At 61.3% G+C, this 26,310-nt stretch carries 29 protein-coding genes and 1 pseudogene; 19 read left to right on the top strand and 11 right to left on the bottom strand.

Annotation, left to right across the window (positions count from 1 at the left end):
- Positions 1–13: 13 nt before the first annotated feature.
- Together LRS09_RS27270 and LRS09_RS27275 are read right to left on the bottom strand one after the other, a co-directional pair.
- Positions 14–550, bottom strand: coding sequence for an OmpA family protein (locus LRS09_RS27270; protein WP_257810357.1), 537 nt, complete (start codon positions 548–550; stop codon positions 14–16).
- A gap of 171 nt (positions 551–721) precedes the next feature.
- Positions 722–1,885 (bottom strand): LPD7 domain-containing protein, encoded by a 1,164-nt coding sequence (locus LRS09_RS27275; protein ID WP_257810393.1) that lies wholly within the window; start codon positions 1,883–1,885, stop codon positions 722–724.
- Here LRS09_RS27275 and LRS09_RS27280 point away from each other — a divergent pair.
- Positions 1,850–2,461, top strand: coding sequence for a hypothetical protein (locus LRS09_RS27280; protein WP_257810394.1), 612 nt, complete (start codon positions 1,850–1,852; stop codon positions 2,459–2,461). The two genes, LRS09_RS27275 and LRS09_RS27280, sit on opposite strands and share 36 nt — an antisense overlap.
- Before the next feature lie 133 nt (positions 2,462–2,594).
- Here LRS09_RS27280 and LRS09_RS27285 read toward each other — a convergent pair whose 3' ends face one another.
- The 4 genes from LRS09_RS27285 to LRS09_RS27300 all read right to left on the bottom strand — a co-directional run bounded on the left by LRS09_RS27285 (position 2,595) and on the right by LRS09_RS27300 (position 4,699).
- Positions 2,595–2,777: a hypothetical protein gene (locus tag LRS09_RS27285; RefSeq protein WP_257810359.1), complete on the bottom strand. Its 183-nt coding sequence runs from the start codon at positions 2,775–2,777 to the stop codon at positions 2,595–2,597.
- Positions 2,778–2,960: 183 nt separating this feature from the next.
- Positions 2,961–3,494 (bottom strand): hypothetical protein, encoded by a 534-nt coding sequence (locus LRS09_RS27290; protein ID WP_203195501.1) that lies wholly within the window; start codon positions 3,492–3,494, stop codon positions 2,961–2,963.
- 21 nt (positions 3,495–3,515) lie between these two features.
- The gene (locus LRS09_RS27295; protein ID WP_203197005.1) at positions 3,516–4,073 is read right to left on the bottom strand and encodes a hypothetical protein; all 558 of its coding nucleotides are present in this window, start codon (positions 4,071–4,073) and stop codon (positions 3,516–3,518) included.
- Complete coding sequence (locus tag LRS09_RS27300) at positions 4,070–4,699, bottom strand: recombinase family protein (RefSeq protein ID WP_203197004.1); 630 nt, start codon at positions 4,697–4,699, stop codon at positions 4,070–4,072. Before LRS09_RS27300 ends, LRS09_RS27295 begins: the two co-directional genes overlap by 4 nt.
- Before the next feature lie 94 nt (positions 4,700–4,793).
- Here LRS09_RS27300 and LRS09_RS27305 point away from each other — a divergent pair, with 94 nt between their 5' ends.
- Entirely contained in the window at positions 4,794–7,709 is a 2,916-nt protein-coding gene (locus LRS09_RS27305) for a Tn3 family transposase (RefSeq protein WP_257810360.1), read from the top strand.
- Here LRS09_RS27305 and LRS09_RS27310 read toward each other — a convergent pair.
- A complete protein-coding gene (locus tag LRS09_RS27310; protein ID WP_203197002.1) occupies positions 7,693–7,926 on the bottom strand; it encodes a DUF6429 family protein in 234 nt (77 codons plus the stop codon). The genes LRS09_RS27305 and LRS09_RS27310 overlap by 17 nt on opposite strands.
- A gap of 171 nt (positions 7,927–8,097) precedes the next feature.
- Here LRS09_RS27310 and LRS09_RS27315 point away from each other — a divergent pair, with 171 nt between their 5' ends.
- Positions 8,098–8,229: a hypothetical protein gene (locus LRS09_RS27315; protein WP_257810370.1), complete on the top strand. Its 132-nt coding sequence runs from the start codon at positions 8,098–8,100 to the stop codon at positions 8,227–8,229.
- On the opposite strand, the gene LRS09_RS27320 is transcribed toward LRS09_RS27315, so the two are convergent.
- The 3 genes from LRS09_RS27320 to LRS09_RS27330 all read right to left on the bottom strand — a co-directional run bounded on the left by LRS09_RS27320 (position 8,226) and on the right by LRS09_RS27330 (position 10,844).
- Positions 8,226–9,371 carry a replication protein RepA gene (locus LRS09_RS27320; protein ID WP_257810379.1) on the bottom strand — a complete coding sequence of 382 codons (1,146 nt, stop codon included), beginning with the start codon at positions 9,369–9,371 and terminating at the stop codon, positions 8,226–8,228. The genes LRS09_RS27315 and LRS09_RS27320 overlap by 4 nt on opposite strands.
- A gap of 191 nt (positions 9,372–9,562) precedes the next feature.
- Positions 9,563–10,516: a Fic family protein gene (locus tag LRS09_RS27325; protein ID WP_257810366.1), complete on the bottom strand. Its 954-nt coding sequence runs from the start codon at positions 10,514–10,516 to the stop codon at positions 9,563–9,565.
- Positions 10,506–10,844, bottom strand: coding sequence for an antitoxin VbhA family protein (locus tag LRS09_RS27330; RefSeq protein WP_257810365.1), 339 nt, complete (start codon positions 10,842–10,844; stop codon positions 10,506–10,508). The genes LRS09_RS27325 and LRS09_RS27330 overlap by 11 nt, the downstream gene beginning before the upstream one ends.
- A gap of 374 nt (positions 10,845–11,218) precedes the next feature.
- On the opposite strand from LRS09_RS27330, the gene LRS09_RS27335 reads away from it, so the two are divergent.
- Positions 11,219–11,389: a hypothetical protein gene (locus LRS09_RS27335; protein WP_257810364.1), complete on the top strand. Its 171-nt coding sequence runs from the start codon at positions 11,219–11,221 to the stop codon at positions 11,387–11,389.
- Positions 11,390–11,474: 85 nt separating this feature from the next.
- A complete protein-coding gene (locus tag LRS09_RS27340) occupies positions 11,475–11,708 on the top strand; it encodes a DUF6429 family protein (RefSeq protein WP_203197002.1) in 234 nt (77 codons plus the stop codon).
- Here LRS09_RS27340 and LRS09_RS27345 read toward each other — a convergent pair.
- Positions 11,692–14,608 (bottom strand): annotated as a pseudogene (locus LRS09_RS27345) (Tn3 family transposase). The gene LRS09_RS27340 and the pseudogene LRS09_RS27345 overlap by 17 nt on opposite strands.
- A 94-nt stretch (positions 14,609–14,702) precedes the next feature.
- Between LRS09_RS27345 and LRS09_RS27350 the strand changes: the two are divergent.
- The 14 genes from LRS09_RS27350 (at position 14,703) to LRS09_RS27415 (ending at position 26,034) form a co-directional block, all read left to right on the top strand.
- Positions 14,703–15,332 carry a recombinase family protein gene (locus tag LRS09_RS27350; protein ID WP_203197004.1) on the top strand — a complete coding sequence of 210 codons (630 nt, stop codon included), beginning with the start codon at positions 14,703–14,705 and terminating at the stop codon, positions 15,330–15,332.
- Positions 15,329–15,886: a hypothetical protein gene (locus LRS09_RS27355; RefSeq protein ID WP_203197005.1), complete on the top strand. Its 558-nt coding sequence runs from the start codon at positions 15,329–15,331 to the stop codon at positions 15,884–15,886. Before LRS09_RS27350 ends, LRS09_RS27355 begins: the two co-directional genes overlap by 4 nt.
- Positions 15,887–15,907: 21 nt before the next feature.
- A complete protein-coding gene (locus LRS09_RS27360; protein ID WP_203195501.1) occupies positions 15,908–16,441 on the top strand; it encodes a hypothetical protein in 534 nt (177 codons plus the stop codon).
- Positions 16,442–16,996: 555 nt separating this feature from the next.
- The gene (locus LRS09_RS27365) at positions 16,997–17,167 is read left to right on the top strand and encodes a hypothetical protein (protein ID WP_257810339.1); all 171 of its coding nucleotides are present in this window, start codon (positions 16,997–16,999) and stop codon (positions 17,165–17,167) included.
- Positions 17,168–17,170: 3 nt separating this feature from the next.
- Positions 17,171–17,368 carry a hypothetical protein gene (locus tag LRS09_RS27370; RefSeq protein WP_257810388.1) on the top strand — a complete coding sequence of 66 codons (198 nt, stop codon included), beginning with the start codon at positions 17,171–17,173 and terminating at the stop codon, positions 17,366–17,368.
- A 1,393-nt stretch (positions 17,369–18,761) separates the two neighbouring features.
- Positions 18,762–19,130, top strand: a complete 369-nt coding sequence (locus tag LRS09_RS27375) for a single-stranded DNA-binding protein (RefSeq protein WP_257810342.1) — start codon at positions 18,762–18,764, stop codon at positions 19,128–19,130.
- A gap of 27 nt (positions 19,131–19,157) precedes the next feature.
- Entirely contained in the window at positions 19,158–19,553 is a 396-nt protein-coding gene (locus tag LRS09_RS27380) for a hypothetical protein (protein ID WP_257810344.1), read from the top strand.
- Entirely contained in the window at positions 19,550–20,350 is an 801-nt protein-coding gene (locus LRS09_RS27385) for a ParA family protein (protein WP_257810346.1), read from the top strand. Before LRS09_RS27380 ends, LRS09_RS27385 begins: the two co-directional genes overlap by 4 nt.
- The gene (locus tag LRS09_RS27390; RefSeq protein ID WP_257810348.1) at positions 20,350–21,435 is read left to right on the top strand and encodes a ParB/RepB/Spo0J family partition protein; all 1,086 of its coding nucleotides are present in this window, start codon (positions 20,350–20,352) and stop codon (positions 21,433–21,435) included. Before LRS09_RS27385 ends, LRS09_RS27390 begins: the two co-directional genes overlap by 1 nt.
- Positions 21,432–21,878, top strand: a complete 447-nt coding sequence (locus LRS09_RS27395; protein WP_257810349.1) for a DUF192 domain-containing protein — start codon at positions 21,432–21,434, stop codon at positions 21,876–21,878. The genes LRS09_RS27390 and LRS09_RS27395 overlap by 4 nt, the downstream gene beginning before the upstream one ends.
- A 323-nt stretch (positions 21,879–22,201) precedes the next feature.
- Complete coding sequence (locus tag LRS09_RS27400; protein ID WP_257810350.1) at positions 22,202–22,750, top strand: MobC family plasmid mobilization relaxosome protein; 549 nt, start codon at positions 22,202–22,204, stop codon at positions 22,748–22,750.
- A complete protein-coding gene (locus LRS09_RS27405; protein ID WP_257810395.1) occupies positions 22,747–23,298 on the top strand; it encodes a hypothetical protein in 552 nt (183 codons plus the stop codon). The genes LRS09_RS27400 and LRS09_RS27405 overlap by 4 nt, the downstream gene beginning before the upstream one ends.
- A gap of 284 nt (positions 23,299–23,582) precedes the next feature.
- Positions 23,583–23,810 (top strand): hypothetical protein, encoded by a 228-nt coding sequence (locus tag LRS09_RS27410; RefSeq protein ID WP_257810396.1) that lies wholly within the window; start codon positions 23,583–23,585, stop codon positions 23,808–23,810.
- 229 nt (positions 23,811–24,039) lie between these two features.
- Positions 24,040–26,034 (top strand): ParB/RepB/Spo0J family partition protein, encoded by a 1,995-nt coding sequence (locus LRS09_RS27415; protein WP_257810399.1) that lies wholly within the window; start codon positions 24,040–24,042, stop codon positions 26,032–26,034.
- The last annotated feature ends 276 nt before the right edge of the window (positions 26,035–26,310 follow it).

Raw genomic sequence — 26,310 nt, forward strand, 5'->3', positions numbered from 1 at the left:
GTTGCCGCAAGGCTCACTTGCGGATGATTTCGATGTCCACGCGCCTGTTGAGCGCGCGACCTCCCGAATAGTTGTTGCCGCCGATGGGATCGGCGGCCGACGCGTAGTTCACGCTGATGACCCGGGCCGGGACGCCCTGATGGATGAGCCAGTCACGCGCGGCGGCGGCACGCCTGGCAGCGATCGTCTCGTCACCCGCGCTCGGGCGGGCGGCATCGGTGCGGCCACGCACTTCGATCCGTGCATAGCCGTCGCCCAGCAGCGACCTCAGCGCGGCCGCTTGCTGTCGAGTCGGCTGGAACGTCGACCTGTTCCAGGGGAAATGCACCGACACGGTTCTCGACGCCGGCGCGACGGCATCGACCTTGTGCGCAGGCTCTACGGCCGCAGGTGCTTCCGGAAAAACCTGCAGCGCCAGCCCTCGCACGTCGGCGGTGCTGTTGATGTCGACGCGCTTTCGGCCGCTCACATTCGGCGGCTTCGGCGCAGAGGCACATGCGGCCAACATCGAGGCGATGACCGCGGCCAGTATTGCGGAATGGATCTTCACGTTGGTCTCCGAGATAGATGGTGGTGACGCCGGCGGCGCGTCGACGCGCTGCAGTTGTCACCAAACGGAAAGGGCAGGGGTGGTGACAGGGGATGCGCCTTGATCGGCGATCCCCGTCACCAAATGCGCTAACGGGTGCGCTCCGCTCGACGCTCGACCTGCGGCCGGGTCTTATCTGCGCCGTGATCCTTCGACGGCGCGCTGTGGTCGCACCTGGACGGGCGGGAGCCGCCCGGCCTTGTCTTCACGGTCGATGCGAGCGTTGAGCGCGTCAAGCGCGATTTGCCTCGCCTCGGGATCTTTCACCTTTTCGGCGACTACGGCCGCGGCGACAGACTTGACGATTTTCGCCCGGTCGCTGTCGGGCGCCTTCGCGACCTCCCAGCTGTTGCGATGCGTATTGACCGGTTCGCGACCGATGGCTTTGCCTTGGGCGTCACGTTTCACGGCATCTACCGTCACCGGTTCATTGCCACGGTAGCTGATCGTGATCGCGTCGCCACGCTGTGCCGCGCTTTCCCTGATCGACCGGGCCAGATCCTTGCCCCAAACAGTTTCGTCGCCCTTGGCCGTGGCCAGCGTGACGAAATAGCTCTGGTTCTCCTTCGGGTCGTTCCGGTAGGGCGCGGCTCCATGTGCCACCAGAAGGCCCGTGAAGGCCTTCAGAGCGTGTTCCGTAGCGCTTTCTGTTGCCGCGGCCCGTTCGTGTCCCCTCCCGGTCTCCTGTGCCCTCTCCGGGGCCTTGGCGGGGGATTTCTCCGCATTTGCGTCAAGCCCAGGCTTGGAACGCTCCGGCACGCGCTCGATCCCGTTGCGCTCCTGTCGCTCGCGTAGCGCCTGCAGATCCTTCAAGTCCTGGTCCTGCGGCTTGTAACCCCGAACTTCCAGCCCGCGCAGGCTCGCTTCGAGCCAGACCTCGCGCCGGAAGTCCGGATGACCGGAAACCGAAATGGTCTTCCAGCCCTTGGCTTCCGCCATCGTCGCCATCGCCCGCGCCACGCGATCATCGTTGGAAGCGGTCTTGAGGGTATCGCCAGCATCACGGAACGCGATCTTGCCCGGCTGATCCTTGAACCGGTATTCCGACCCATGGACGCGGAATTGCGCATGCAGCTGTTCGCTCAGCTCGATCCGCCGATTCTTTTCATGTTCCGTCATCGTCAGCGGTGCGAAACTCGGTTTGCGGCCCGCCAGCTCGTCGAGATCGTTCTCGTTGTCGCGGCGCTTGGCGTCCTGAGCGAGATTGCCGACGCGCAGCCGTTCGGTCTCGATCGCATCGCGATCACGCTCGCGCAGACGTTGGGCCGCCTGCAGCGCTTCGTCGACGTCGACCATATCGCGGGTCCGCACCCGGTCCGGTCTGACCTGGTTTGGCTCTCGCTCTTCGATCAGTTCGCGGAAGCCGGAACGGACGTGATATTCCGCCACGCGTTCGCCGCGTCGTTTCTCGTCCGGCGAATAGTCGGCTGCGAAATCGCCGATCTTGTTATCGAGGACGCGAAACTGCGGGCCCTGCTGAAACAGACGATGCGCCTCATGGGCGTCGTCTGTTGTCACGAGGTCGCGGTAGAGCCCGTCAGACTGGCGGATCTGAACGGTCCACTGTCCGGCGGCCGCGTCTTGTACCGCAGGATGGCGGCTCTGCATTTCCTGGACGAAGGACGCCGCGCGGTCGCCCTGAGACTTCGCCGTCTCGCGAGCCTCCCGTTCGGCGGGGCTCAAGCCATAGGCATTCGCCAGCGACTCGCCCGACAGGGTTCCGCGAAGGTTGCCGCCCGCCAAGCCGAGATCCGATCGTGTGAGGATCTTCTCGGCATTCTCCTCGCCGACTATGCCCTCCAGTTCCGCGGGCTTGATGCCCTTGAAACGCGCCACTTGCAGGCCGGCCAGATGGAAAGACAATGTGAATGAATCGTCGTCGCCCTTCTCCTGGCGCTCGAAACGCAGGGAAGTCGCCGGCATGTCGTTGATCATCGTGACCCCCCAGGCTGGCACAGGGCCAGCCTGGGGGGCGTCGTTTGTCGTCGTCGCCATGGTGTTTACCTCACCGCTCGATCGGGGCGGATTCGCGCGACTTGCTCTTGTCCGGCGCTTCCTGCCTCTGCTCGGCCGGAACAGCAGCCCGCTCCATGGCCGTGTCCATCACATTGCGAAGATGGTCCATGAACGTCGTGCGCTGTTTCGGCGACGAGATATTTTTCTCGGCGTATTCCTGCGCCGTGGCCATGATCCGCTCTGCGGTGTTCTGCCGGCGTTCGGAGGCCGAGGCCGCACGCTGCTCGGACTCCTTGTCCGGATTGAACGGGGTACATGGGGTCGGCTCCGGCTGAGGGCGGAATCCTACGTTAAGGGTTTTATCAATGTCCTACGTTTAGCGGCGGCTTCAGGGACCAGATTGCTCACCAATTGCTCACCCGAGCCGATTAATTCGCTCAGCCATGGCTTTGAGGGCGCTTTGCACGATGAGTTGGCTTTGGGGAGCAACGTCTGAAGAGCGAAACAACTCGACCAGGCGCTGCAAATCCGCGCCCCATTGCCGTTTCAGGCTGTCGAGTTGGTCGACGTGACGGGCGAAGTCACCGCAATCCACGGCAGACTGGAAGGCACGTTCGAGATCGGCCGCACTGGCCATCAATGCAGCCAAGCTCCGCTTCAGCTTCTCGGGAAGTTCAGGCAGATCGCGGTAGGGGTGCGTTCCCGCCTCGATCATTTGCTGATTTCTCTCGGACATGGACTCCATCATATCCGCATAGCGATAGAAGCCCGGATAGCGCTGACACAGGTTCGACAGCACCTTGTCCGAAGCCGTGTCGTAAATCTGCTGAAGACCCTGCATATAGCCAAGCATATGATGGACGACCGCCGCTCCTTGAATGCCCTGCTTTTCCAGTTGTCGCATTCGCAGATCGATGGCGGCGGCGATCCGATGGTTTTCTTGTGACATGGAATAGCTTTCTGAATAGGGCTAGAGATTGGTCAGGTCTTCCGGGAACTGACCGCCTCTCTGGACGAATTGGCTCCAGGTTTCCTCGCCACGTTTCGAGACGACCCGGTGTGCAGGATCATCGTCATCAGCCTCAAGCAGGCCAAGACGTACGAGCGGTGCGACCGTCTTGTCACCGAATTGCTTTTCATAGGTGTGCCCGGGCACGACAAGCATCCATCCCGATGTTCCGCGTTCGGTGATGGCAGGGACAAGGCGTCCGCCTCGGGCGGGCCTGTCGCCGCGCGAAAGCGTGAACAGGCAGATGCTCCAGAACGCGTTTCTTGGACGTGGCGGTATCAACGCCCAATCCATTGGCCCGTTGTCTGGATATTCGATTATGGGAGCGGGCCTGTTTTCGCCGCCGTTGATGCCTTCCCGGTAGGCCCTCTCAAGCGCATTGGCGATTGCGCCCGCCGTATCGACGGACAGACCGTATTTTCGATTGTAGCGGTCTTTCGCAACGATTTCCCGGGCAATTTCCCTGAAGCGCGCCTTGCGATACGGATCGGGCCGAGGCAGTCTTACTGGCTTGGTCATAATGCGGTCTCCACCTGTGGAGCCTCAGAAGACTTGCGGCGCTTGACGATCTCCGCGACGGTATTCTTGCTGATGCCGAGATCGCGAGCGATCCATCGGTAGCTGCGACCTTCGGCGCTCAACGCAATGACCTTCGGTGCGAGCCGATCGGATTTAGGACGTTGTCCAGATTGTCGGCCGAGTTTCTTACCGCGTGCCTTTGCTGCGGCCAGGCCTGATTTCACGCGCTCGCTCAGAAGATCGCGCTCGAACTGAGCGATGCCGGCGAGCAGGGTCGCCATCATGCGGCCGTGCGGTGTGTCGAGTTCGAAGGTCATGCCGCTCATGGCGACAACCGAGACCTTCCAGCCGGCCAGTTTGTCGAGTGTGTTCAGCAGGTCTTGTGTGGAACGGCCCCAACGCGACAGTTCCGTCACGAGGACGGCATCGATTTGCCTGGCCTGGGCCAGATCGATGATCCGGTTGCGGGCAGTCCGGTTTGCCGATGCTCCGGAGGCGGTTTCCTTGAAGACGCCGAGGACTTCATAGTCGCCGCGCTCCGCGAACGCGGTCAGTTCATCGACCTGCCGCTCACAGGACTGGTCGGCGGTCGAAACGCGGCAGTAGATGGCGGCGCGCTGTCCCAATAGAACCCCTTTGGATTTTGCCCTTGCAAGCCGTTGATTTTGCTGGTCCGATTTTTGTCCAAAACAGACTAATGTTCAAGAGGGACGATTGTTTATGCCTCGACGCCAAATTCTGACCGAGCGACAGCGCTCCGCACTCTTTGATCTGCCGACGGACGAAGCGTCACTGTTGCGGCACTACATTTTGTCCGATGACGATCTCACCCATATTCGGGAGCGACGCCGAGCGCGCAATCGTTTCGGCTTTGCCCTGCAACTGTGTGCCCTGCGCTATCCCGGTCGGCTGCTGTCCCCTGGAGAGCTTATCCCGCAAGAGCTGTCCCGGTTTCTGGCAGCGCAGCTTGGGCTGAGCGTCGGGGACCTGGCCGAATACGCGGCGCGGGAGGAAACACGCCATGAGCATCTGGCCGCGTTGCGTACGATCTACAGCTACAGGAGCTTTGCCGGTCGTGGCGCCCAGGAACTGCGGGACTGGCTTGCCACTCAAGCCGAAGACGCGCGTTCAAACGAGGACCTCGTGCGCCGGTTTGTCGAACGATGCCGCCAAACCCAGATCATTCTTCCGGCAATCACGACGATCGAGCGGTTGTGCGCCGATGCTCTGGTGGAAGCCGAGCGCCGGATCGAGATGAGGATTGCCGAGCGTCTTGATCAACCCATGCGTGACCAGCTCAACGCGCTGCTGACGGAAATGGTCGAGGGCAACATCAGCCGCTTCATCTGGTTGCGCAAAATCGAGACCGGCGACAATTCGGCCATGGCCAATCGTTTGCTCGACAGGCTCGAATTCCTGCAAAACCTCGCTCTCGACCCACAGGTGCTGGCCGGTGTTCCGCCACACCGGGTTGCTCGGCTCCGCCGACAGGGTGAGCGGTATTTCACCGATGGTTTGCGCGATATTGGCACAGACAGGCGTCTGGCTACACTCGCTGTCTGCGCGGTGGAATGGGCCGCCGCGACCGCCGATGCCATTGTCGAAACCCATGATCGAATCGTCGGCAAAACCTGGCAGGAAGCCAAACGGCTCTGCGACGGACGAGCCGCAGATGCCAGGACCGCCGTAACCGATACCTTGCGGGCCTTTTCCGGTCTCGGCATGGTGATGCTCGAAGCGCGAGACGACGGCACCTCCCTGGAAGCGGCGATCGCCACATCACCAGGCTGGACGGAACTGGAGAAACTGGTCGCCACTGCCTCGCAACTCACCGATACACTTGCCGCCGATCCGCTGGCCCATGTCACGCAAGGTTTTCATCGCTTCCGGCGTTATGCGCCGCGTATGCTGCGCAGGCTGGATATCAAGGCGGCCGCCGTGGCCACGCCGCTCATGGAGGCGATTGCCCTGGTCAGGGGAAAATGCGATCCACCGTCACTGCCTACAGCTTTTTTGCGATCGACCTCCAAATGGAACCGGCATCTCAAAACGCAAGACGAAGGCGACAATCGTTTGTGGGAGGTGGCGGTCCTGTTTCACTTGCGCGACGCATTCCGCTCCGGCGATGTCTGGCTTGCGCACTCACGCCGCTATGCCGATCTCAAACAGGCACTGGTGCCGATGGCGGCCGCCCAGGCCACGGCAAGATTGGCGGTTCCATTCGAAGCCGAGGCGTGGCTTGCCGATCGCAAGGCCAGAATGTCGGACGGGCTGAAACGCCTGGCGAAAGCTGCCCGAACCGGGACCCTTCCGCTCGGCAGCATCGAGGACGGTGTCCTGCACATGGAACGCCTGACAGCAGTGGCGCCCAAGGATGCCGACGAGCTGATCCTCGATCTTTACCGGCGTATGCCGGAGGTGCGCATAACCGACATTCTACTGGATGTTGAAGCGGCGACGGGGTTTGCCGATGCCTTCACCCATCTTCGCACCGGCGCACCCTGTCAGGACAAAATCGGTTTGCTGAATGTGATGCTTGCCGAAGGCCTCAACTTCGGACTGAGAAAGATGGCCGAGGCTTCAAATACCCATGACTACTGGCAATTGTCGCGCCTGTCGCGCTGGCATGTCGACAGCGACGCCATCGACCAGGCTCTCGCCATGGTCGTCGCGGCCCAGGGGCGTTTGCCCATGGCCCAATTCTGGGGAATGGGCACTTCGGCTTCCAGCGACGGTCAGTTCTTCCCGACCGCCCGACAGGGCGAGGCGATGAATCTCGTCAACGCCAAATACGGCAACGATCCCGGCCTGAAAGCCTATACGCACCTGTCAGATCAGTTTGCCCCTTTCGCAACCCAGCTCATTCCGGCAACCGTCAGCGAGGCACCTTACATTCTCGACGGACTGCTCATGAACGAGGCCGGCCAACGCGCACGGGAGCAATATGCCGATACCGGCGGCTTCACCGATCATGTCTTCGCCACCGCCTCGATCCTCGGCTACCGCTTCATCCCCCATATCCGGGATTTGCCATCGAAGCGCCTTTATGTGTTCAACCCCGCCGGGACACCGAGCGAGTTGCGCGGCCTGGTCGGCGGCAGGGTCAGGGAAGACTTGATCGTCTCGAACTGGCCCGACATCCTGCGCAGCGCCGCGACCATGGTCGCCGGCATCATGCCGCCGAGTCAGTTGCTGCGAAAATTCGCATCCTATCCGCGCCAGCACGATCTCGCGCTCGCCCTTCGTGAGGTTGGCCGCATTGAGCGTACGCTCTTCATCATAGAATGGATCCTCGATGCCGACATGCAGCGGCGGGCTCGTATCGGCCTCAACAAGGGCGAGGCGCATCACGCGCTCAAGAATGCCTTGCGCATCGGCCGGCAAGGCGAAATCCGCGACCGAACGACTGAGGGCCAGCACTATCGCCTCGCCGCCCTCAACCTGCTTGCCGCCATCATCATCTACTGGAACACGGTGCATCTTGGTCAGGCCGTCGCGCAACGTAGCAATGCCGGCCTCCCCGTACCGCTAGAATTGCTCTCCCATATCTCGCCGCTTGGATGGGCGCACATCCTGCTGACCGGCGAATACAGATGGCCAAAAAATGGCAGCAGGCAATCTATTTTGGGGAGGTGAACAAGATCTGGAAAAGCTCCTCCGCTCGCTTCAACCCTTCATCCGTCAGAACGACAGATTTCGCCTTATTGACCGGATCGGCAATCAGCCCCTTGCGGTGCAACCGATCCAACGCATCCCAGTCATGCCCCCTCCAGGCTCGCCGCTCGTCATGCACCGTCAGCCACAGCAGCCCCAAAACCGCATCATCAATTCTATCGATATCAACGTCATCCATGCCGCCAAAACTACCACAAAGCGCTCAAAATCACTCGCTTGCTATCCAATTCAGACCAGAAATCCCTTAACGTAGGATTCCGCCCTCAGCCGGAGCCGACCCGAATAAGCGACTGGAAATGTAGCGCTGATTCTGTCTTGCGGATGCGCGCCGTCCGCGCTGTCAAGCGCCATGGTGACAGTTGTAGCGCATCGAGGCGCTGCGCCGGTCACCAAGAAACAAAACGGCCGCCCGGAGGCGGCCGCGGTGCTGTTGGTGACGGATCTCGCCGGCGATCGCGCCGCGACCGTCACCAACGGTTAGTCGAGGAATGGCAAAATGGCTTGCTGTTTCGTGATTCTCGGCGGGACGTGGGTCGGGCTGGGATACAGCACCAAGCCGTGTTCCGATGTGGAAATTCGGGCTTCGGTATAGATGGTGACGACGTGTTTCAACTCGCGCAGGAATGCGCGCTTGAAGTCCCGCAGGCCCTGATCATTCTGAGCGTAGGAAGCGCCGAACTGCGCGCTGAGCGAGAACCACGGGATCACAGTGCGCTTGGACAGATATGACATGCGGTGCGTCATCCAGACATAGATGTCGAGCGCCAGCGGCGAATGGCGCAGTGCTTTCATCGCGACCAGATTGACCGGAACCGGGTGATCGACGCACTCTTTAAAAAATGGGCGCGACAGGTGCAATTTCGATTGCCAAGCGCCCGCATCTTCGCGGTCCTGCGGTTGCCACCATTCGACGCGATCGGCAAGCAGCACGTTCTGCAGTGCCCAGGAGTCGCGGCCCTCGTAACGGCAGGAAATGATCGAGCTGAATAGCGTCGTCATTGCGTGCTTGAGCCGCGTAATGTCGCCACGGGCGCCGCCCGTGTTCTTGAGGCCCAGCTCCCGCAGGTACGCGGCGAGCGTCGGGCCGAGGGATAGGACGGGCTCGCCCGTGCGAACCGCCTCCGAACATACCCAGGTCAGCAACAGGCGGGGCAGGGTGCCATAGGGGAGGCCATCGGGATGCGCTGTCAGCATGGTTAGGGTGAAATCGCCGTTTTTGCGCATGAACCGGTGATCCTGCACGCGTTTGTGCGGCAGGGTGGCAATGGCGAGGGCCCGGGTCATAAAACCGAGGGAGCCGGCGGCCTTGGCGTCGGTCTTCTCGATGGCGAGATACGCCTCGATCAGGTCGCGGACACGCGCTGGCAGGTCTTCGTAGCGGTTGTAGTCGTAGACAGCTACAACCGGTTTCTCGGCGACACGCTTGCGCGGTTTCGGTTTGTCGGCCGCGTCGGCACGGGCGTCGATAGCGATCTGCGCGTCGATCTTGGTCTGCGTGCGCTTTGAAGTGGGCTTGGGTTTCGGCACATGGCCGAAGAAGTCGCCGATGGCGACCGGCTCTCGCTCTCGTGCTTCGGGCGATTGCCTCGTCCGCATGTTGTAATTCGTTTTGTCAGCGATCATCCGGGCGTCCTCCGGCAGAAACCCTTCCGCGATCATTTCGCGGTAATACCGATTGCGTTCCTCGGCGTGCGGGTCAACGTAACTGGATCGGTCTAGATACCTGTGCTAGAGTGGTTTTTCGTCATCATTGCAGTCCTCAATCACTCGATGGTGGCCAAAGCCGGCAGGTTGTGCGACCTGTCGGCTTTTTCTTATCTGTCGCGTTCTCCCGAAGGAGGGGAACGGACGCGTTCCGCCTCCTGCGGCCTGTTCTTCTTCATCCCGAAATCATTCGTGTGTCCGGCGTCCAGGCGTTCAAGGACCGTCTTACGCACGGCGTCCATGAATTCGCGCCGCTGTCCGGCATCGTCTGCATATTTCTCGCGGCTGAAGGCCTCGGCCTTGTGCATTGTCTCGAAGGCGGTTGCGAGTTCCGGAAAGGCGGCAAGAGCTGCAGGCTCGCGCAGCTTCCGGAAGGCGATAGCGCGGCCCGGCAGCACGGCATCGCGCAGCAGGTCGGTAAGGTCGCGGTTCCCCGCAAGCTGGTCCTGAGTGAATGCCACGCTGCGCCGCGTCTGGTCGTTGCGCAGATGCGGCATCGCCAGTTCGTTCACAGCCAGGTCTCGGCCGACGTAGAGCAGGTTGCGTCCGTTCGGATGGGCCGCAAAGCGGGTCCAGTCGATGTTGTAGCCGCAGGCCTCGGCCAGCTCGCGGGTAAATTCGCGAAGCGTGCGGCTGTTTCCATCCGGAAACGGATGGATGTAGTCGAGTTCGGAATAAAGGCGTCCGATGGCGCGGACGAAGGGTGTTGTCTTGAGGCGCGACAGCTTGGCAACGTCGATCTGCTGCAGGGCGTCGTCGAGACGCGCGATCGAGGCGTTGTCCATCGGCGAGTAGGCGACGTGGGAGATAACATTCAGCCCGTCCAGCTGCCGATGCTTCACCCAATCCATGCCTGCCGGAGCCGGCTCGCGGAACTGGCCGGGCTTCACTTCGGGAAATCCGGCCGCGGGCAAGTCCTGGAAGATCCGGCGATTGATTTCGCGCAGATGCGCGCTGTCGAAGTTTCCCCCGACAGGCGAGAGGTAAAGCTCGGTCAGCCGCTTGGAGGTATGAAAACCCTCAAGGCGTTCGCGAAGCTCCGACCGCTCGGTTTCAGCGGCCACGGCCGGCACCGTGGCTGGCGGCCGCGAATTCGCTCAACTCGATCTGGCCAGAGACAAAGCGCTTGCCGAGGTCTGCCGCTTCGGGAGAGACGGGGAAGCCTTCAAGCGCGGCCGAGGCCTGACCGTAGGCAACCGCCCGCGCTCTTTCCAGTTGCTGAGCATCGGTGAGCGGAGCGACATTTCGGCCGCCGGATTCGACCGTTTCGCGCATGAAATCGCGCAAGAGCAGGGACGAATTCCGATGGTTGTTCTTGGCGATCTTGGCGAAACCATCCTTAAGATCGCGCGGAACGCGGAACGTGATGGTGACTTCTGACACTTCGGACATTACATTCTCCTGAGAATCGGCACTGAGTGGAGGATACCGCTCATCGGCTGTTATTACAATGTATGTTCATTGTAATAACACGCGCCGCGCTTCCTGCTATAATTGGCTCACGCCAACAGGGAGCAGGACATGCAGACAAACACTATCCGCGCCCACTGGCGCTCCCAATACCGAGCCGCACGGCTCGTCCGTGGTTTTGAGAGGGCGCTGCTGGACGGCGAGATGTCGTCGCTCGCCTATCACATCCCTTGCCGCGTGTATGAATGCGCGTGCCGGTTTGGCGACGCGCTTCGTTTCTCTCGTAGAAACGGCCGCTACGGCAGAGATGGCCGGCTCGTGCGTCACATAAACGGTCCTTACAACAGGCTGCCCGCATGAATTTCATCGATGCCACGTCGAAAATCTACCGGCATCCTACCCGCCACGGGTGGCTTATTACGCAGCCGATGCGGGCCGAAGTTCACCACGCCGGGGCCGCAGTGCGGCCGACCCGCGATCAGATCCACGAACATAAGGACGGCCATGTGCGGGTCGGCTCCGGCTGAGGGCGGAATCCTACGTTAAGGGATTTCTGGTCTGAATTGGATAGCAAGCGAGTGATTTTGAGCGCTTTGTGGTAGTTTTGGCGGCATGGATGACGTTGATATCGATAGAATTGATGATGCGGTTTTGGGGCTGCTGTGGCTGACGGTGCATGACGAGCGGCGAGCCTGGAGGGGGCATGACTGGGATGCGTTGGATCGGTTGCACCGCAAGGGGCTGATTGCCGATCCGGTCAATAAGGCGAAATCTGTCGTTCTGACGGATGAAGGGTTGAAGCGAGCGGAGGAGCTTTTCCAGATCTTGTTCACCTCCCCAAAATAGATTGCCTGCTGCCATTTTTTGGCCATCTGTATTCGCCGGTCAGCAGGATGTGCGCCCATCCAAGCGGCGAGATATGGGAGAGCAATTCTAGCGGTACGGGGAGGCCGGCATTGCTACGTTGCGCGACGGCCTGACCAAGATGCACCGTGTTCCAGTAGATGATGATGGCGGCAAGCAGGTTGAGGGCGGCGAGGCGATAGTGCTGGCCCTCAGTCGTTCGGTCGCGGATTTCGCCTTGCCGGCCGATGCGCAAGGCATTCTTGAGCGCGTGATGCGCCTCGCCCTTGTTGAGGCCGATACGAGCCCGCCGCTGCATGTCGGCATCGAGGATCCATTCTATGATGAAGAGCGTACGCTCAATGCGGCCAACCTCACGAAGGGCGAGCGCGAGATCGTGCTGGCGCGGATAGGATGCGAATTTTCGCAGCAACTGACTCGGCGGCATGATGCCGGCGACCATGGTCGCGGCGCTGCGCAGGATGTCGGGCCAGTTCGAGACGATCAAGTCTTCCCTGACCCTGCCGCCGACCAGGCCGCGCAACTCGCTCGGTGTCCCGGCGGGGTTGAACACATAAAGGCGCTTCGATGGCAAATCCCGGATATGGGGGATGAAGCGGTAGCCGAGGATCGAGGCGGTGGCGAAGACATGATCGGTGAAGCCGCCGGTATCGGCATATTGCTCCCTATGCGCGTTGGCCGGCCTCGTTCATGAGCAGTCCGTCGAGAATGTAAGGTGCCTCGCTGACGGTTGCCGGAATGAGCTGGGTTGCGAAAGGGGCAAACTGATCTGACAGGTGCGTATAGGCTTTCAGGCCGGGATCGTTGCCGTATTTGGCGTTGACGAGATTCATCGCCTCGCCCTGTCGGGCGGTCGGGAAGAACTGACCGTCGCTGGAAGCCGAAGTGCCCATTCCCCAGAATTGGGCCATGGGCAAACGCCCCTGGGCCGCGACGACCATGGCGAGAGCCTGGTCGATGGCGTCGCTGTCGACATGCCAGCGCGACAGGCGCGACAATTGCCAGTAGTCATGGGTATTTGAAGCCTCGGCCATCTTTCTCAGTCCGAAGTTGAGGCCTTCGGCAAGCATCACATTCAGCAAACCGATTTTGTCCTGACAGGGTGCGCCGGTGCGAAGATGGGTGAAGGCATCGGCAAACCCCGTCGCCGCTTCAACATCCAGTAGAATGTCGGTTATGCGCACCTCCGGCATACGCCGGTAAAGATCGAGGATCAGCTCGTCGGCATCCTTGGGCGCCACTGCTGTCAGGCGTTCCATGTGCAGGACACCGTCCTCGATGCTGCCGAGCGGAAGGGTCCCGGTTCGGGCAGCTTTCGCCAGGCGTTTCAGCCCGTCCGACATTCTGGCCTTGCGATCGGCAAGCCACGCCTCGGCTTCGAATGGAACCGCCAATCTTGCCGTGGCCTGGGCGGCCGCCATCGGCACCAGTGCCTGTTTGAGATCGGCATAGCGGCGTGAGTGCGCAAGCCAGACATCGCCGGAGCGGAATGCGTCGCGCAAGTGAAACAGGACCGCCACCTCCCACAAACGATTGTCGCCTTCGTCTTGCGTTTTGAGATGCCGGTTCCATTTGGAGGTCGATCGCAAAAAAGCTGTAGGCAGTGACGGTGGATCGCATTTTCCCCTGACCAGGGCAATCGCCTCCATGAGCGGCGTGGCCACGGCGGCCGCCTTGATATCCAGCCTGCGCAGCATACGCGGCGCATAACGCCGGAAGCGATGAAAACCTTGCGTGACATGGGCCAGCGGATCGGCGGCAAGTGTATCGGTGAGTTGCGAGGCAGTGGCGACCAGTTTCTCCAGTTCCGTCCAGCCTGGTGATGTGGCGATCGCCGCTTCCAGGGAGGTGCCGTCGTCTCGCGCTTCGAGCATCACCATGCCGAGACCGGAAAAGGCCCGCAAGGTATCGGTTACGGCGGTCCTGGCATCTGCGGCTCGTCCGTCGCAGAGCCGTTTGGCTTCCTGCCAGGTTTTGCCGACGATTCGATCATGGGTTTCGACAATGGCATCGGCGGTCGCGGCGGCCCATTCCACCGCGCAGACAGCGAGTGTAGCCAGACGCCTGTCTGTGCCAATATCGCGCAAACCATCGGTGAAATACCGCTCACCCTGTCGGCGGAGCCGAGCAACCCGGTGTGGCGGAACACCGGCCAGCACCTGTGGGTCGAGAGCGAGGTTTTGCAGGAATTCGAGCCTGTCGAGCAAACGATTGGCCATGGCCGAATTGTCGCCGGTCTCGATTTTGCGCAACCAGATGAAGCGGCTGATGTTGCCCTCGACCATTTCCGTCAGCAGCGCGTTGAGCTGGTCACGCATGGGTTGATCAAGACGCTCGGCAATCCTCATCTCGATCCGGCGCTCGGCTTCCACCAGAGCATCGGCGCACAACCGCTCGATCGTCGTGATTGCCGGAAGAATGATCTGGGTTTGGCGGCATCGTTCGACAAACCGGCGCACGAGGTCCTCGTTTGAACGCGCGTCTTCGGCTTGAGTGGCAAGCCAGTCCCGCAGTTCCTGGGCGCCACGACCGGCAAAGCTCCTGTAGCTGTAGATCATGCGCAACGCGGCCAGATGCTCATGGCGTGTTTCCTCCCGCGCCGCGTATTCGGCCAGGTCCCCGACGCTCAGCCCAAGCTGCGCTGCCAGAAACCGGGACAGCTCTTGCGGGATAAGCTCTCCAGGGGACAGCAGCCGACCGGGATAGCGCAGGGCACACAGTTGCAGGGCAAAGCCGAAACGATTGCGCGCTCGGCGTCGCTCCCGAATATGGGTGAGATCGTCATCGGACAAAATGTAGTGCCGCAACAGTGACGCTTCGTCCGTCGGCAGATCAAAGAGTGCGGAGCGCTGTCGCTCGGTCAGAATTTGGCGTCGAGGCATAAACAATCGTCCCTCTTGAACATTAGTCTGTTTTGGACAAAAATCGGACCAGCAAAATCAACGGCTTGCAAGGGCAAAATCCAAAGGGGTTCTATTGGGACAGCGCGCCGCCATCTACTGCCGCGTTTCGACCGCCGACCAGTCCTGTGAGCGGCAGGTCGATGAACTGACCGCGTTCGCGGAGCGCGGCGACTATGAAGTCCTCGGCGTCTTCAAGGAAACCGCCTCCGGAGCATCGGCAAACCGGACTGCCCGCAACCGGATCATCGATCTGGCCCAGGCCAGGCAAATCGATGCCGTCCTCGTGACGGAACTGTCGCGTTGGGGCCGTTCCACACAAGACCTGCTGAACACACTCGACAAACTGGCCGGCTGGAAGGTCTCGGTTGTCGCCATGAGCGGCATGACCTTCGAACTCGACACACCGCACGGCCGCATGATGGCGACCCTGCTCGCCGGCATCGCTCAGTTCGAGCGCGATCTTCTGAGCGAGCGCGTGAAATCAGGCCTGGCCGCAGCAAAGGCACGCGGTAAGAAACTCGGCCGACAATCTGGACAACGTCCTAAATCCGATCGGCTCGCACCGAAGGTCATTGCGTTGAGCGCCGAAGGTCGCAGCTACCGATGGATCGCTCGCGATCTCGGCATCAGCAAGAATACCGTCGCGGAGATCGTCAAGCGCCGCAAGTCTTCTGAGGCTCCACAGGTGGAGACCGCATTATGACCAAGCCAGTAAGACTGCCTCGGCCCGATCCGTATCGCAAGGCGCGCTTCAGGGAAATTGCCCGGGAAATCGTTGCGAAAGACCGCTACAATCGAAAATACGGTCTGTCCGTCGATACGGCGGGCGCAATCGCCAATGCGCTTGAGAGGGCCTACCGGGAAGGCATCAACGGCGGCGAAAACAGGCCCGCTCCCATAATCGAATATCCAGACAACGGGCCAATGGATTGGGCGTTGATACCGCCACGTCCAAGAAACGCGTTCTGGAGCATCTGCCTGTTCACGCTTTCGCGCGGCGACAGGCCCGCCCGAGGCGGACGCCTTGTCCCTGCCATCACCGAACGCGGAACATCGGGATGGATGCTTGTCGTGCCCGGGCACACCTATGAAAAGCAATTCGGTGACAAGACGGTCGCACCGCTCGTACGTCTTGGCCTGCTTGAGGCTGATGACGATGATCCTGCACACCGGGTCGTCTCGAAACGTGGCGAGGAAACCTGGAGCCAATTCGTCCAGAGAGGCGGTCAGTTCCCGGAAGACCTGACCAATCTCTAGCCCTATTCAGAAAGCTATTCCATGTCACAAGAAAACCATCGGATCGCCGCCGCCATCGATCTGCGAATGCGACAACTGGAAAAGCAGGGCATTCAAGGAGCGGCGGTCGTCCATCATATGCTTGGCTATATGCAGGGTCTTCAGCAGATTTACGACACGGCTTCGGACAAGGTGCTGTCGAACCTGTGTCAGCGCTATCCGGGCTTCTATCGCTATGCGGATATGATGGAGTCCATGTCCGAGAGAAATCAGCAAATGATCGAGGCGGGAACGCACCCCTACCGCGATCTGCCTGAACTTCCCGAGAAGCTGAAGCGGAGCTTGGCTGCATTGATGGCCAGTGCGGCCGATCTCGAACGTGCCTTCCAGTCTGCCGTGGATTGCGGTGACTTCGCCCGTCACGTCGACCAACTCGACAGCCTGAAACGGCAATGGGGCGCGGATTTGCAGCGCCTGGTCGAGTTGTTTCGCTCTTCAGACGTTGCTCCCCAAAGCCAACTCATCGTGCAAAGCGCCCTCAAAGCCATGGCTGAGCGAATTAATCGGCTCGGGTGAGCAATTGGTGAGCAATCTGGTCCCTGAAGCCGCCGCTAAACGTAGGACATTGATAAAACCCTTAACGTAGGATTCCGCCCTCAGCCGGAGCCGACCCCTTATTGGCGCAATTTCCCATGCGGTTTCGTCGTTCACCGCTCTATCCCCGTGTCCCGAGGCGCGTGCCCTGATCGTAGCCGCGTCGCTGCCGGCACAAAGGTAGCTTCGCCAACGCCTACGCTGCGCTTCTGGCGTCGCCTTTGCGCTCTGCAGCTCGATCCGCGGCTGATCCCCGGGCAACGGCTCAGGGCTCTCGGCGAAGCAGCGGAAATCGATGGACGGTTCCGTCCTGGTCGCCTGCAGCCGCGACCTATGACGGCAGAGAGCCACTGTTCCGGCTAAGGCAACTCGCAAAGCAGCGGAGCAAAAGCGGTCTGCAGTGAGAAGCTGGTCGGTCTCGAATCCCTCGCAAAAACGAGGGGTTGACATTCCGATAAGTGGTGACACAACATCGCCAAAATATGCTATTGTGGCGTTGTGTCGTCACCATTCCGAAACGACGGCAAAGGAGGAGGTATGAAGTTCTTCGATGATCTGGTGGTGGGTTTCGCGACGCGTGTGATCCGTGGCGCGTTGGCGGTCGGAACTGTGTTCGTCTATGTCCAGGCGGCGGGCCTATTTCTGCTGCTGGCTGGCGCGGTGGTGCTGGCCGTCTACTACGCCGGCCGCCTCGCCCTGGGAATCTAAGCCATGAGCACCCCGACCTACGCTGAAATCGCCGCCAGCTGGGATATTTGGATCGAGTACGTCGACACCGACGCCACAATGACCGCCGAAGAGTTCGACGCGATGAGCATCGAAGACAAGGTTGCGCTTCAGGTCGTGGCGTTCGGCGCGGAGATCCCCTCGCCTACCGAAAGGGCCGCTGTCGTGGATCGGGAGCGGTAATCGCCATGGCCCGACCTCTCGCCCAGGAGATGAGGGGTACAGGGCTCGCTTACCGGCGAGCTGCAAAACCTGATCTATGACCTGCTGCCAACGCTCGAAGAGCTTGAGGCCAACGTCGACCTCGTAGGTCAGACTGCGAAACTCAAAGCTGCCGGACTGATCTACGCAACGGAGTGGTGGCGGCCGGACGGCAATGGCGCCCCCCGCTACCTCTATCTGCTCTACCCACAGCAGCCCGGCCAACCGCGACGCCGCGACTACGTTGGTGCGGACGACGACAAGATCCAGGAAGCGCGGGAGAGCATCGCCAGGGCCAAGCAATTCGACACGCTGACTGCGGAGGCGCAGCAGATACGAGAGAAGATTGAGAACGCAGCCGAATTCCTCGATCAAGGCTGCGCCGTCCTCAAGGGCAAACCGCGCTTCATGCTACGCCGACGGCCGTAGTCAATACTGTTAAGCGCTGCCCTCCGCAGGCCCGGCTACCGCCGGGCCTTTCACATGGTCCCTCGGCAGCCACTGCCATATCGCAATCATGGCGATAAGCGGTGGGTAAGTCTGTGCATAACCCTGTGGATCAAAGACGTTATCCACGCTGAAATTGTCTTGTGTGCAATCTCTTGGATTCATTGCGGAAAACACGCTTGTCCACAGAAACTGACGCTGAAACACTCTTATGCCCAGACGCTGAAACAGTCTTGCGTCCGGAATCGAAAATGAGCGTTAAAGCATTGAAAAAAAAACGGATTTCGCGCAGGCGGTGAACTCTCCCTATATTGATTCAGATTTACCTATATCTATACCTGTAGCTAGAGCACTTCAATCAACCACTCCCCCAGCTAGAAGCTCACAACAACACCTACCCTCCGCGCCTTCGGCGCTCCGCCCCGTCGCCATTGGCGACGGCCTGTCGGCGGCAAGCCGCCTCCAATAGCGTGCCCTACGGGCACTGGTCTACTACTTGATCTTCCATCAACCACCAGAACTCACACTTCCAACGTCGAGCCCGGCAGAACCGCCGCAATGGCTTTTGAAAAAAATGGGGGCGACCGTTGAGTTTTAAGTGGCTCAAATCGGCTCGCATTCGACCGTGGAAGGCGCTCTAGCGCATCAGGTGGAGCGAAGCGGCCGCCGGCGCGGTCACGCTCCTAGGGCCTCCCAGGCGCTTTTGGTGCGATTTGTCTTTTCGGGGCGGCGCTGCGGTTTTGCAGCTCGCTTTTCAGCCCGCGCGAATTGGCGGTGAACTGGCGAAGAAGATGGAAAAATCCCCTCGATTTTGGATGCTCAGCCCACGGAAACTGTTTTCCGGATTGTTGTCTAGTTGTTGTCTGTTTGTTTTCCCTTCTGTTATACTTGATTCGCGGCGAATTCCGTCGCTCCATCGGAGAAATCCATGCAAAGCAATACCTTTGCCGGCCGCCTCGCAGACGCGCCGGCTCTGCGCAGAACGGCATCTGGCGCCGTCTGCAGGTTCACGCTGATTTCCAACGAGTACGCGGGCAAGGACGACAACAACAACAGCCTCGAACGCGCGGTGAGGGTCCAGTTCGTGGCCTTCAACAAGAAGGGCGAAGCCATCGCCGAAAACTGTCGCAGGGGCGATCAGCTGATCGTCCAGTGGTCGTTGCGCAACAACGACTACCAGGACAGCAAGACTGGCGAGACCGTCTATGGCTTCGATTTCCGGGTCGAAGATTTCGAATTCGGTGCGCCGGGTTCGATCAAGCGAGCCGAGCTGCAAGAGCGCCAGGGCGCAAACTGAACCATGACGCAAGGGACAGTGCCACAGATGGACGCCGTGCAGTTCGCAGCTGTAGCGGCGTCGTGTCGATGGTCCAAAAAATCGCTGGCCATCGCGCGCCACATTCTCGTGGATGGTGTTTCGCTGCCGGAAACGGCGGCGAAACACGCCGTTACGCCGAAGCACGCTCGCGTGCTTCTGGCGCGGTTTAAGGAGAAGGCCGAGCGAATGGCCGAACGAATGACCGAGCGGAAGCGGCTCGAAGCATTCATGCAAAAAGAGCAGCCCAAGCTGGCGGTGCACCCCCTCACCTCTTTTCTCAACGACATGCAGACCCTTCGCGAGAAGGGTTACACCTTCGCACAAGTCGTCGCCTACCTCAAAACCAACGGCGTGACGACTTCGGAGACGACAGTTCGCAATTTCCTACGGAGCAACGGATGAAAACGATTGTCCTGGCCAATCAGAAGGGCGGCGTCGGCAAAAGCGCCGTCGCCTGTCAACTGGCTTATTTTTTTAGCCAGCCGATCAACCAACCCATGAACAAGCGCGTCCTGGTGATCGACCTCGACCACCAGCGCAACACCACCAAAGCGTTGAGAACCGGCGGTTTTTGCGTCGTGTCCGCTACGACCAGCAGCAAGCTCCTGACCGACCCGAAAGCCGACATCGAGCACGCTGAATTTGTCTTGGTCCCGGGCGATGGCGACTTGCTCAAGATGGAAAAGAAGGCGGCGGAACACAACGCCTACGCCTCGAATCTTCTGGCGTTCCTGGCTCGCGTTGCAGACAGTTTCGATGTCTGCATCATCGACACGAACCCGAATCCGGACATCCGCCAACTGTCTCCGCTCGTCGTCGCCGATTACGTGCTCGCGCCGATCGAACTCAACCAGGAGGCCATCGATGGGATCGGCGACCTGTTGAACCACGAAAATATCGGCATCCGGCGAATTCAGGCAACGCTCAACAAGAAGCTGAAATTCCTCGGCATCTTGCCAAACAAAGTGGAGCCGACGCCGTTCCAGCGCGACAACTTCCGCGCCCTTTCCACGGCGTACCCGAAATACCTCATCGCAATGTCGCCCGGCTTCGCTGCAATCAAGAAATCGACAGCGATCGCCGAGGCGCAAGCGGCCGGCGTGCCGGTGTGGCGGCTCGGCAAAACGTCCGGCCGCGACGCTTGGCGCGAAATGCGCCCCGTCTTCGACAAAATCGCACAACTGATGGAGGTTGCATAATGGCGCTCGACCTTTCTGCGCTCGATGAAGCGCCCCCTACCCCGGCCACCGCCGCCGGCGAGCCTTTGATGATCCGTCTCGCCGACATCGAAGTCGATCCAAACCAGCCGCGAAAGTCGTTCGATCCGGTCAAGATGGCCGAAATGGTCGCTTCCGTGAAGGCGCGCGGCGTTAAGTCGCCGGTTTCGGTGCGCCCTCACCCGGACAAGCCCGGCAAATGGATCTTGAACTACGGCGAGCGTCGCTATCGTGCTTCGATAGACGCTGGCCGCGAGGAAATCCCCGCTTTCGTCGATCAGCAGCACGACGACTACGATCAGGTTATCGAAAACCTGCAGCGCGAAGACCTGCGGCCCATGGAACTCGCACTGTTCATCAACCGCAAAAAGAAGGACGGTGACAGGAACGCGAAGATAGCCCGGGAACTCGGAGTCGATGCGTCGTTCATCACTTACCATCTGGCCCTGATCGACCCACCGGCCGCAATCGAAGCGCTCTATGCGAGCGGCCGCTGTACGTCGCCGAAAATTCTCTATGACCTGTCTACGCTTCACGGCAAATACCCCGACGAAGTGGATGCATGGGTGGAGCAAGCGGAAGAGGTGACGCGGGCGGCCGTGTCCGCGCTTTCCACCTCGCTCAAGAATGGTACGAGCCAAGAACCGCCGCAGCCGCCGAACGGCAGCGGTATCTCCGGCGGCGGAAACCTTGGAATGTTCCAAGGTTCCGGCCCTGATGGCGGCCATGGAGGATCAGCCACCGTGGCTAAGGACGAAGGCAAACCGGCCAAGACAAAGCCGGGTGCAAGTGCTGACGGCAGGGGCAACAACGGGGAAGGCGGTGAGGGCGGCGAACCTCCCGAGGAAGGTCGCACCAGCTGGCCGAGGGGGAAAGTCGCGTCCGACCCGACGCTGATGCGCAAGCCATTGCTGCTGGTGACCATCGACGGTCGAAGCGCTGCCATCCTGCTGAATCGCAAACCGACTTCGACGGGTCTGGTGCATATTCGCTACGAGAACGGCGAGAACGCGGAAGTCTCCGCCGCGGACTGCGTCATCGAAAGCCTCAGCGAGGAAAACGGGTGAGGGCGGTTCTCGCCGCCTTCGCCCTGGTACTAGCGCTTCCGGCAGCAAGCGCTAGTGCCGCCGGACCGGATGAGGTCTGCGACCTGCATTTTTCCGGCGGCGCGATCCTACCTGCCGTCCCGGTTGCCAAGACAGTTGCAGCGCAGGCGACCGGGCTCGCGAACCGCGACGACGCAGGCCCGGGGCTGCTGTTTAGTTGGCCCAAGGCCGAACCTCGCGTGTTCTGGATGCGGGACACCCATTTCCCGCTGACCGTTGGCTTTTTCGGCGCAGACGGCGTGCTATTCGCCCAGGCGAACATGCAGCCGATGACCGACACCTACCACTTCTCGGTGAGCCCGGCGGCCGACGCGCTCGAACTCGCGCAAGGTCAGTTCGAGCGGCACGGCTTGCGGATCGGCTCGAGAATCGTTTCTCGTGAGTGCCGGCCGGCGGGTCCATAGCCGGCGTAGGGTAGGGCGCGTCAGAAATCGGCCGAAAAAGGGACAGGCGATGCCTGTCCCTTTTTCATTTCCGCCGCCTGATGGGCGAGGCGCGATGCGCCCGCCGCTGTCGCCCAACGGGCGCAGCTTAACTCGTCTGCGTGACCGCAGACTGAATAGCCCACCCCTGCGCCTCGTAAGAGGGCAGGGGCGGCGTAGCTCCTTGGAACCTTCCAAGGAGCGGAGGCGCGTAGTGGGCTATTGCAGGATAGGCCGAAGGCCGGTAGAGTACGCGCGTACAGCGCTCCTCTGGCACCCTGTCGGGTGCGTATGACAGGCCCACAATGACCACTGAGAAGCCGAACAGCCCCTATCTCAATCTCTACCTCGGCGAACTGAAAGAGCCGTGGGAGGCCTATTGCGCCGCGCGCAATCTCAAGCCCGGCGCTGCCATCCGCGCAGCCATCCAGGCACAGTTGAAAGCAGCACGGCCGCCGTATGACTCGCAGCCCTTGGCCGCATCGCAGGCCCCAGCGCAGGCCGAGCCGCGCAGGCGTTACGAAATCACCTTGATCCCTTCCGAAATGGACGCCATCCGCCGCAGGCTGGACGGCAAGCGCACTCCGCGCGATTGGATTGCGGCCGTGATCCGCGCCGCCCTTACTCGTGAACCTCAGTTCGGCGACGCCGAGGTCCAAGTCCTCGCGAACTCCAATTACCAGCTGCAGGCGATCGGTCGGAACCTCAACCAGATCGCTCGCAGGCTCAACGAGCGCAAGGCGCAGGACTTTCCCGCGAGGCGCGTCGCGGACATTGAGCGCACCATCGCCCAGCACACCGAGGCCGTCACCGCCCTCATGCGCGCCTGTCAGGAGCGCTGGCCCCTCGCATGAGCGCGTCGATTGACCATTGGCTTGACGAATTCGGAGCCGAGCTAGACCCGATCTATTCGCGTGGCCGCCATGTCAAAGCGCCCCGTAAGGCGCCCGGCACAGGCTCCAAGGCGAAGCGCGGTAAACCCACGGGGCCGGCGACCAGGGAAAGTCGGCGCGCAACCCTTGAACGGATTGCGCGGAAGTCGCCGGAAGTCATGGTCAAAATCACCGGGGGCGGGCGAAACATGCGTCAAATCAAGGCGCACATGGATTACATCTCGCGCAACGGTCTTGTGGAACTCGAAGACGAGCAAGGGCTCGCCTATCTCGGCAAGAAGGATGTCCGCAGCGTTCGCGATACATGGCGCGATGGCGGTCATTCCATTCCCAGCGACGGCGACGACGGGCCGCGCGAGGCTTTCAACATCATGCTTTCAATGCCTCCGGGTACCCCGCGGGATGAAGTCAAGGCGGCTGTGCGTGCCTTCGCCGCTGATGAGTTCCAGGGCTTCCAGTATGCTGTTTCGCCGCTCACAACGACGAGAAACATCCGCACGTCCATTTGACGGTGAAGGCAACCGCCTTGGACGGTTCGCGGCTCAACCCGCGCAAGGGCGATTTGCATCGCTGGCGCGTGAAGTTCGCCCAAGAGCTTCGCGACAGAGGCGTTGACGCCAATGCTTCTCCCCGCAAGGCTCGGGGCGTCGTGCGGAAGGCACAACGCCAGGCATTGATCCGAATCGCCGAACGTGGCGGTCAATCGCGCGTCGCGCGTACGCAGGAAGACCAAGCGAATCGCGAGGCGATGGGGAAGGGCGCTCATCCCAATCCTGCGCAAGACAGAATCAGCGTGACGCGCAAGCGCGTCCTGCTGGGGTATGGGCAGATGGCAAAGGCGCTGGCGAGAGGGTCCGCCAACGATCGCGCGCTTGCCGTCAGCCTCGTCGACCTGGTGCGAGCTATGCCCGCACCAACCACCGCGCACGAGGCGCGCGTAGAGGCCGCCAGAGCGGCCATTGCGGAGCGCCAAGGGCAAAGAGAGGCCGCACGCGGCCGCGAGGGCCAGAACCGCGCCTAAGCGCGCCTATTGCGGGCTGCGCCATCTTTTTCGACGCCAATAGCACCTTCGGGCCGGCTGCCCCGCCCGTGCGTTCGACTGCGCCATACGTTCGTCCGACCTCGCAGTCGCGCAAGGGGCGCTTCGCTCAAGCCCTTGCCCGCCTGCTTTCCCGGGTCGGACGTATCGAGGCGCTACGTCGAAAGCACTCAAGAGCGTGGCATCAACACCAACCCCGAAGGAGGGAACCATGGCAACGCAAACGAAAAAGTCGCAGACCCCGAAGAAGGCCGCCAGGGCGGCATCCGAAAAGCCGTCTCTTGCATCTAAGAGCGTGGTGGGAGCGGAGCAGAACGCAGTCAAGGGCGAGGCTAACCCGGAGATCGTATTCATCCCGGTTTCCAATCTGGTCTGGTCGGCGCGGAACGTGCGCAGGGCACCGAGTGGCGACGTTTCCGACCTGAAAGCGAGCATTGCGGCGCTGGCTGGCCGCTTGGTGCAAAACCTCGTGGTCGTGAAGGAAGGCGAGGGGTTCGGCGTGGTGGCGGGCGGGCGTCGGCTCAAGGCGTTGATGGAACTGGTGGCGGAAGGCGTTTTGAGCGCGAGCCATGCAGTGGCGTGCGTCGTCGTGGACGATAGCGAAGCGGTCGAATTCAGCCTTACCGAAAACCTGCAGCGTGAAGCGATGCACCCGGCGGACGAGTGCGCGGCATTTCTGGCCCTGACCGAACAGGGCAAGTCTCCGGATGCGGTCGCCGCGTTCTTCGGCGTCGAACCGGCATACGTCAAGCGGCGTCTAGTGCTCGCATCCGTGGCTCCGGCGGTGTTCGAGCGGTTCAGGGCAGGCGAAATTGACCTCGATCAAATCATGGCGCTGACCCTCACCGACGATCATGCGTTGCAAGAGAGCATCGTTGGCAAGGGTCGCGTGCCGGGGGCGCACGAAATCCGCCGCCAACTGTCGCAAGCCAGTGTGCGGGCGAGTGACCGGCGGGCGAGGTTCGTCACGGTGAAGGCCTACGAAAAGGCAGGCGGGGCGGTGCATCGCGATCTTTTCGCCAATGCTCGCGACGACATGGACGATGGTCAGGTGGAAGTGGTGCTGCTGGACGCCGGGCTGTTGGAACGGCTCGCCATCGAAAAGGCGGCAAGGCTCGGCGCGGACGAGCAGAGCAAGGCAGGCGGGGCGTGGGTGGACGTGGTGCTGAATTACGAGACTTACCACGATCAGGGCTATTCGCGTGCGCCGTCGGTGCTGCGGCCGGAAACCGAAGCCGAGGCGGCGGAGCGGGCGCGGCTGGAAGCCGAGCATGAGCGTCTTGAACAGGCCTATCAGAAGGAAGACGACGACGAAGCCAGCGAAGCCCTCTATGCGCAGCAGGAGGAAGTTTCCGAAGCACTGGACCGGTTGACGGAAGCCCGCAGCGGCGAGCATCCCGACATTGCCCGCCTTACCGGTATCGTCGTGAGCCTCGGCCATGACGGCAAGGCGCGGTTCCATCATGGCCTGATCCGTCCGGGCGACAAGAAGGCCGCGCAGCAGATCGCGAAAGGCGGTGAAGCAGGGGAGGGCGGTTTGGGTGCTGCCAGCAATGGCGGGTCGGACCAGACCGAGCCGCAATCGCTTGTGCAGGAACTGACCGCGATCCGCAGTGCCGTCATCCGCGACGCGCTCGCGAAGAATGTGGACTATTCGTTGCGCCTGCTGGCGTTCCAGCTTTGGGGATCACTGGCGCGTCACTGGACCGGTTCCCAGCTGCACATCAGCACGACCGCATGCCATCGCGAACTGACCCGACGCGTTCCCGCGATGGAGGTACTCGATCCACATCGAGCAGGAGCAGCGCGCCGAAACGTGGGCCGAAAAGCTGGGCGGCGGATGGAGGAGGACGACTTCGACGCGGCATGGGCTTGGTGCCTCGCTGCCGATCAGGCCGAAATCCTCGATCTGCTGGCCTACTGCACGTCCTGCTGTTTCGATGACGTGCGCCAGTTCGTCGGGAACGACGGAGGCCGCAGCCGGGTCATGCTGTCGGACCTCGGGGCGAGTGTTGCCGCGCACTGGACGCCCACGGCGGACAACTATTTCGGCAAGCTCAAGAAAGGGCCGCTGATTGGTCTGCTGGGTGAGCATGCGCCGGCCGGTGCCGACAAGGCGAAGCGTGCAGCCCTCGCGAGCGTCGCCGAGGACAAGCTCGGAAATGCTGGCTGGATGCCGGAAGTCCTGTTGCCGCTGGCCAGCTGATCCGGCGAGCAGGGGCCAAGAGGCCGGGGAACCCCGGCCTCTTCATAGCTTGTGTCATTGGGCAACAGCGCCATCAGGGCGGGCAAAAAGAAACCCCGGCGAAAGCCGGGTTTCGGTTGTGCTGCGTTTGGTGACGCAGGCGGCGCGATCGCCGGCGAGATCCGTCACCAAACTTCAATGGCCGCCGCCCAGCCAGTAAACGCCGCCGGCATTTCCGCCGGTGTTCTGGCTGCGGTTCCGCAGCTCGGCGTTGTATCTGGCCAGGGCGGCGTCGTA

The organism is Mesorhizobium sp. J428 (assembly GCF_024699925.1).
Lineage (GTDB): Bacteria > Pseudomonadota > Alphaproteobacteria > Rhizobiales > Rhizobiaceae > Mesorhizobium_A.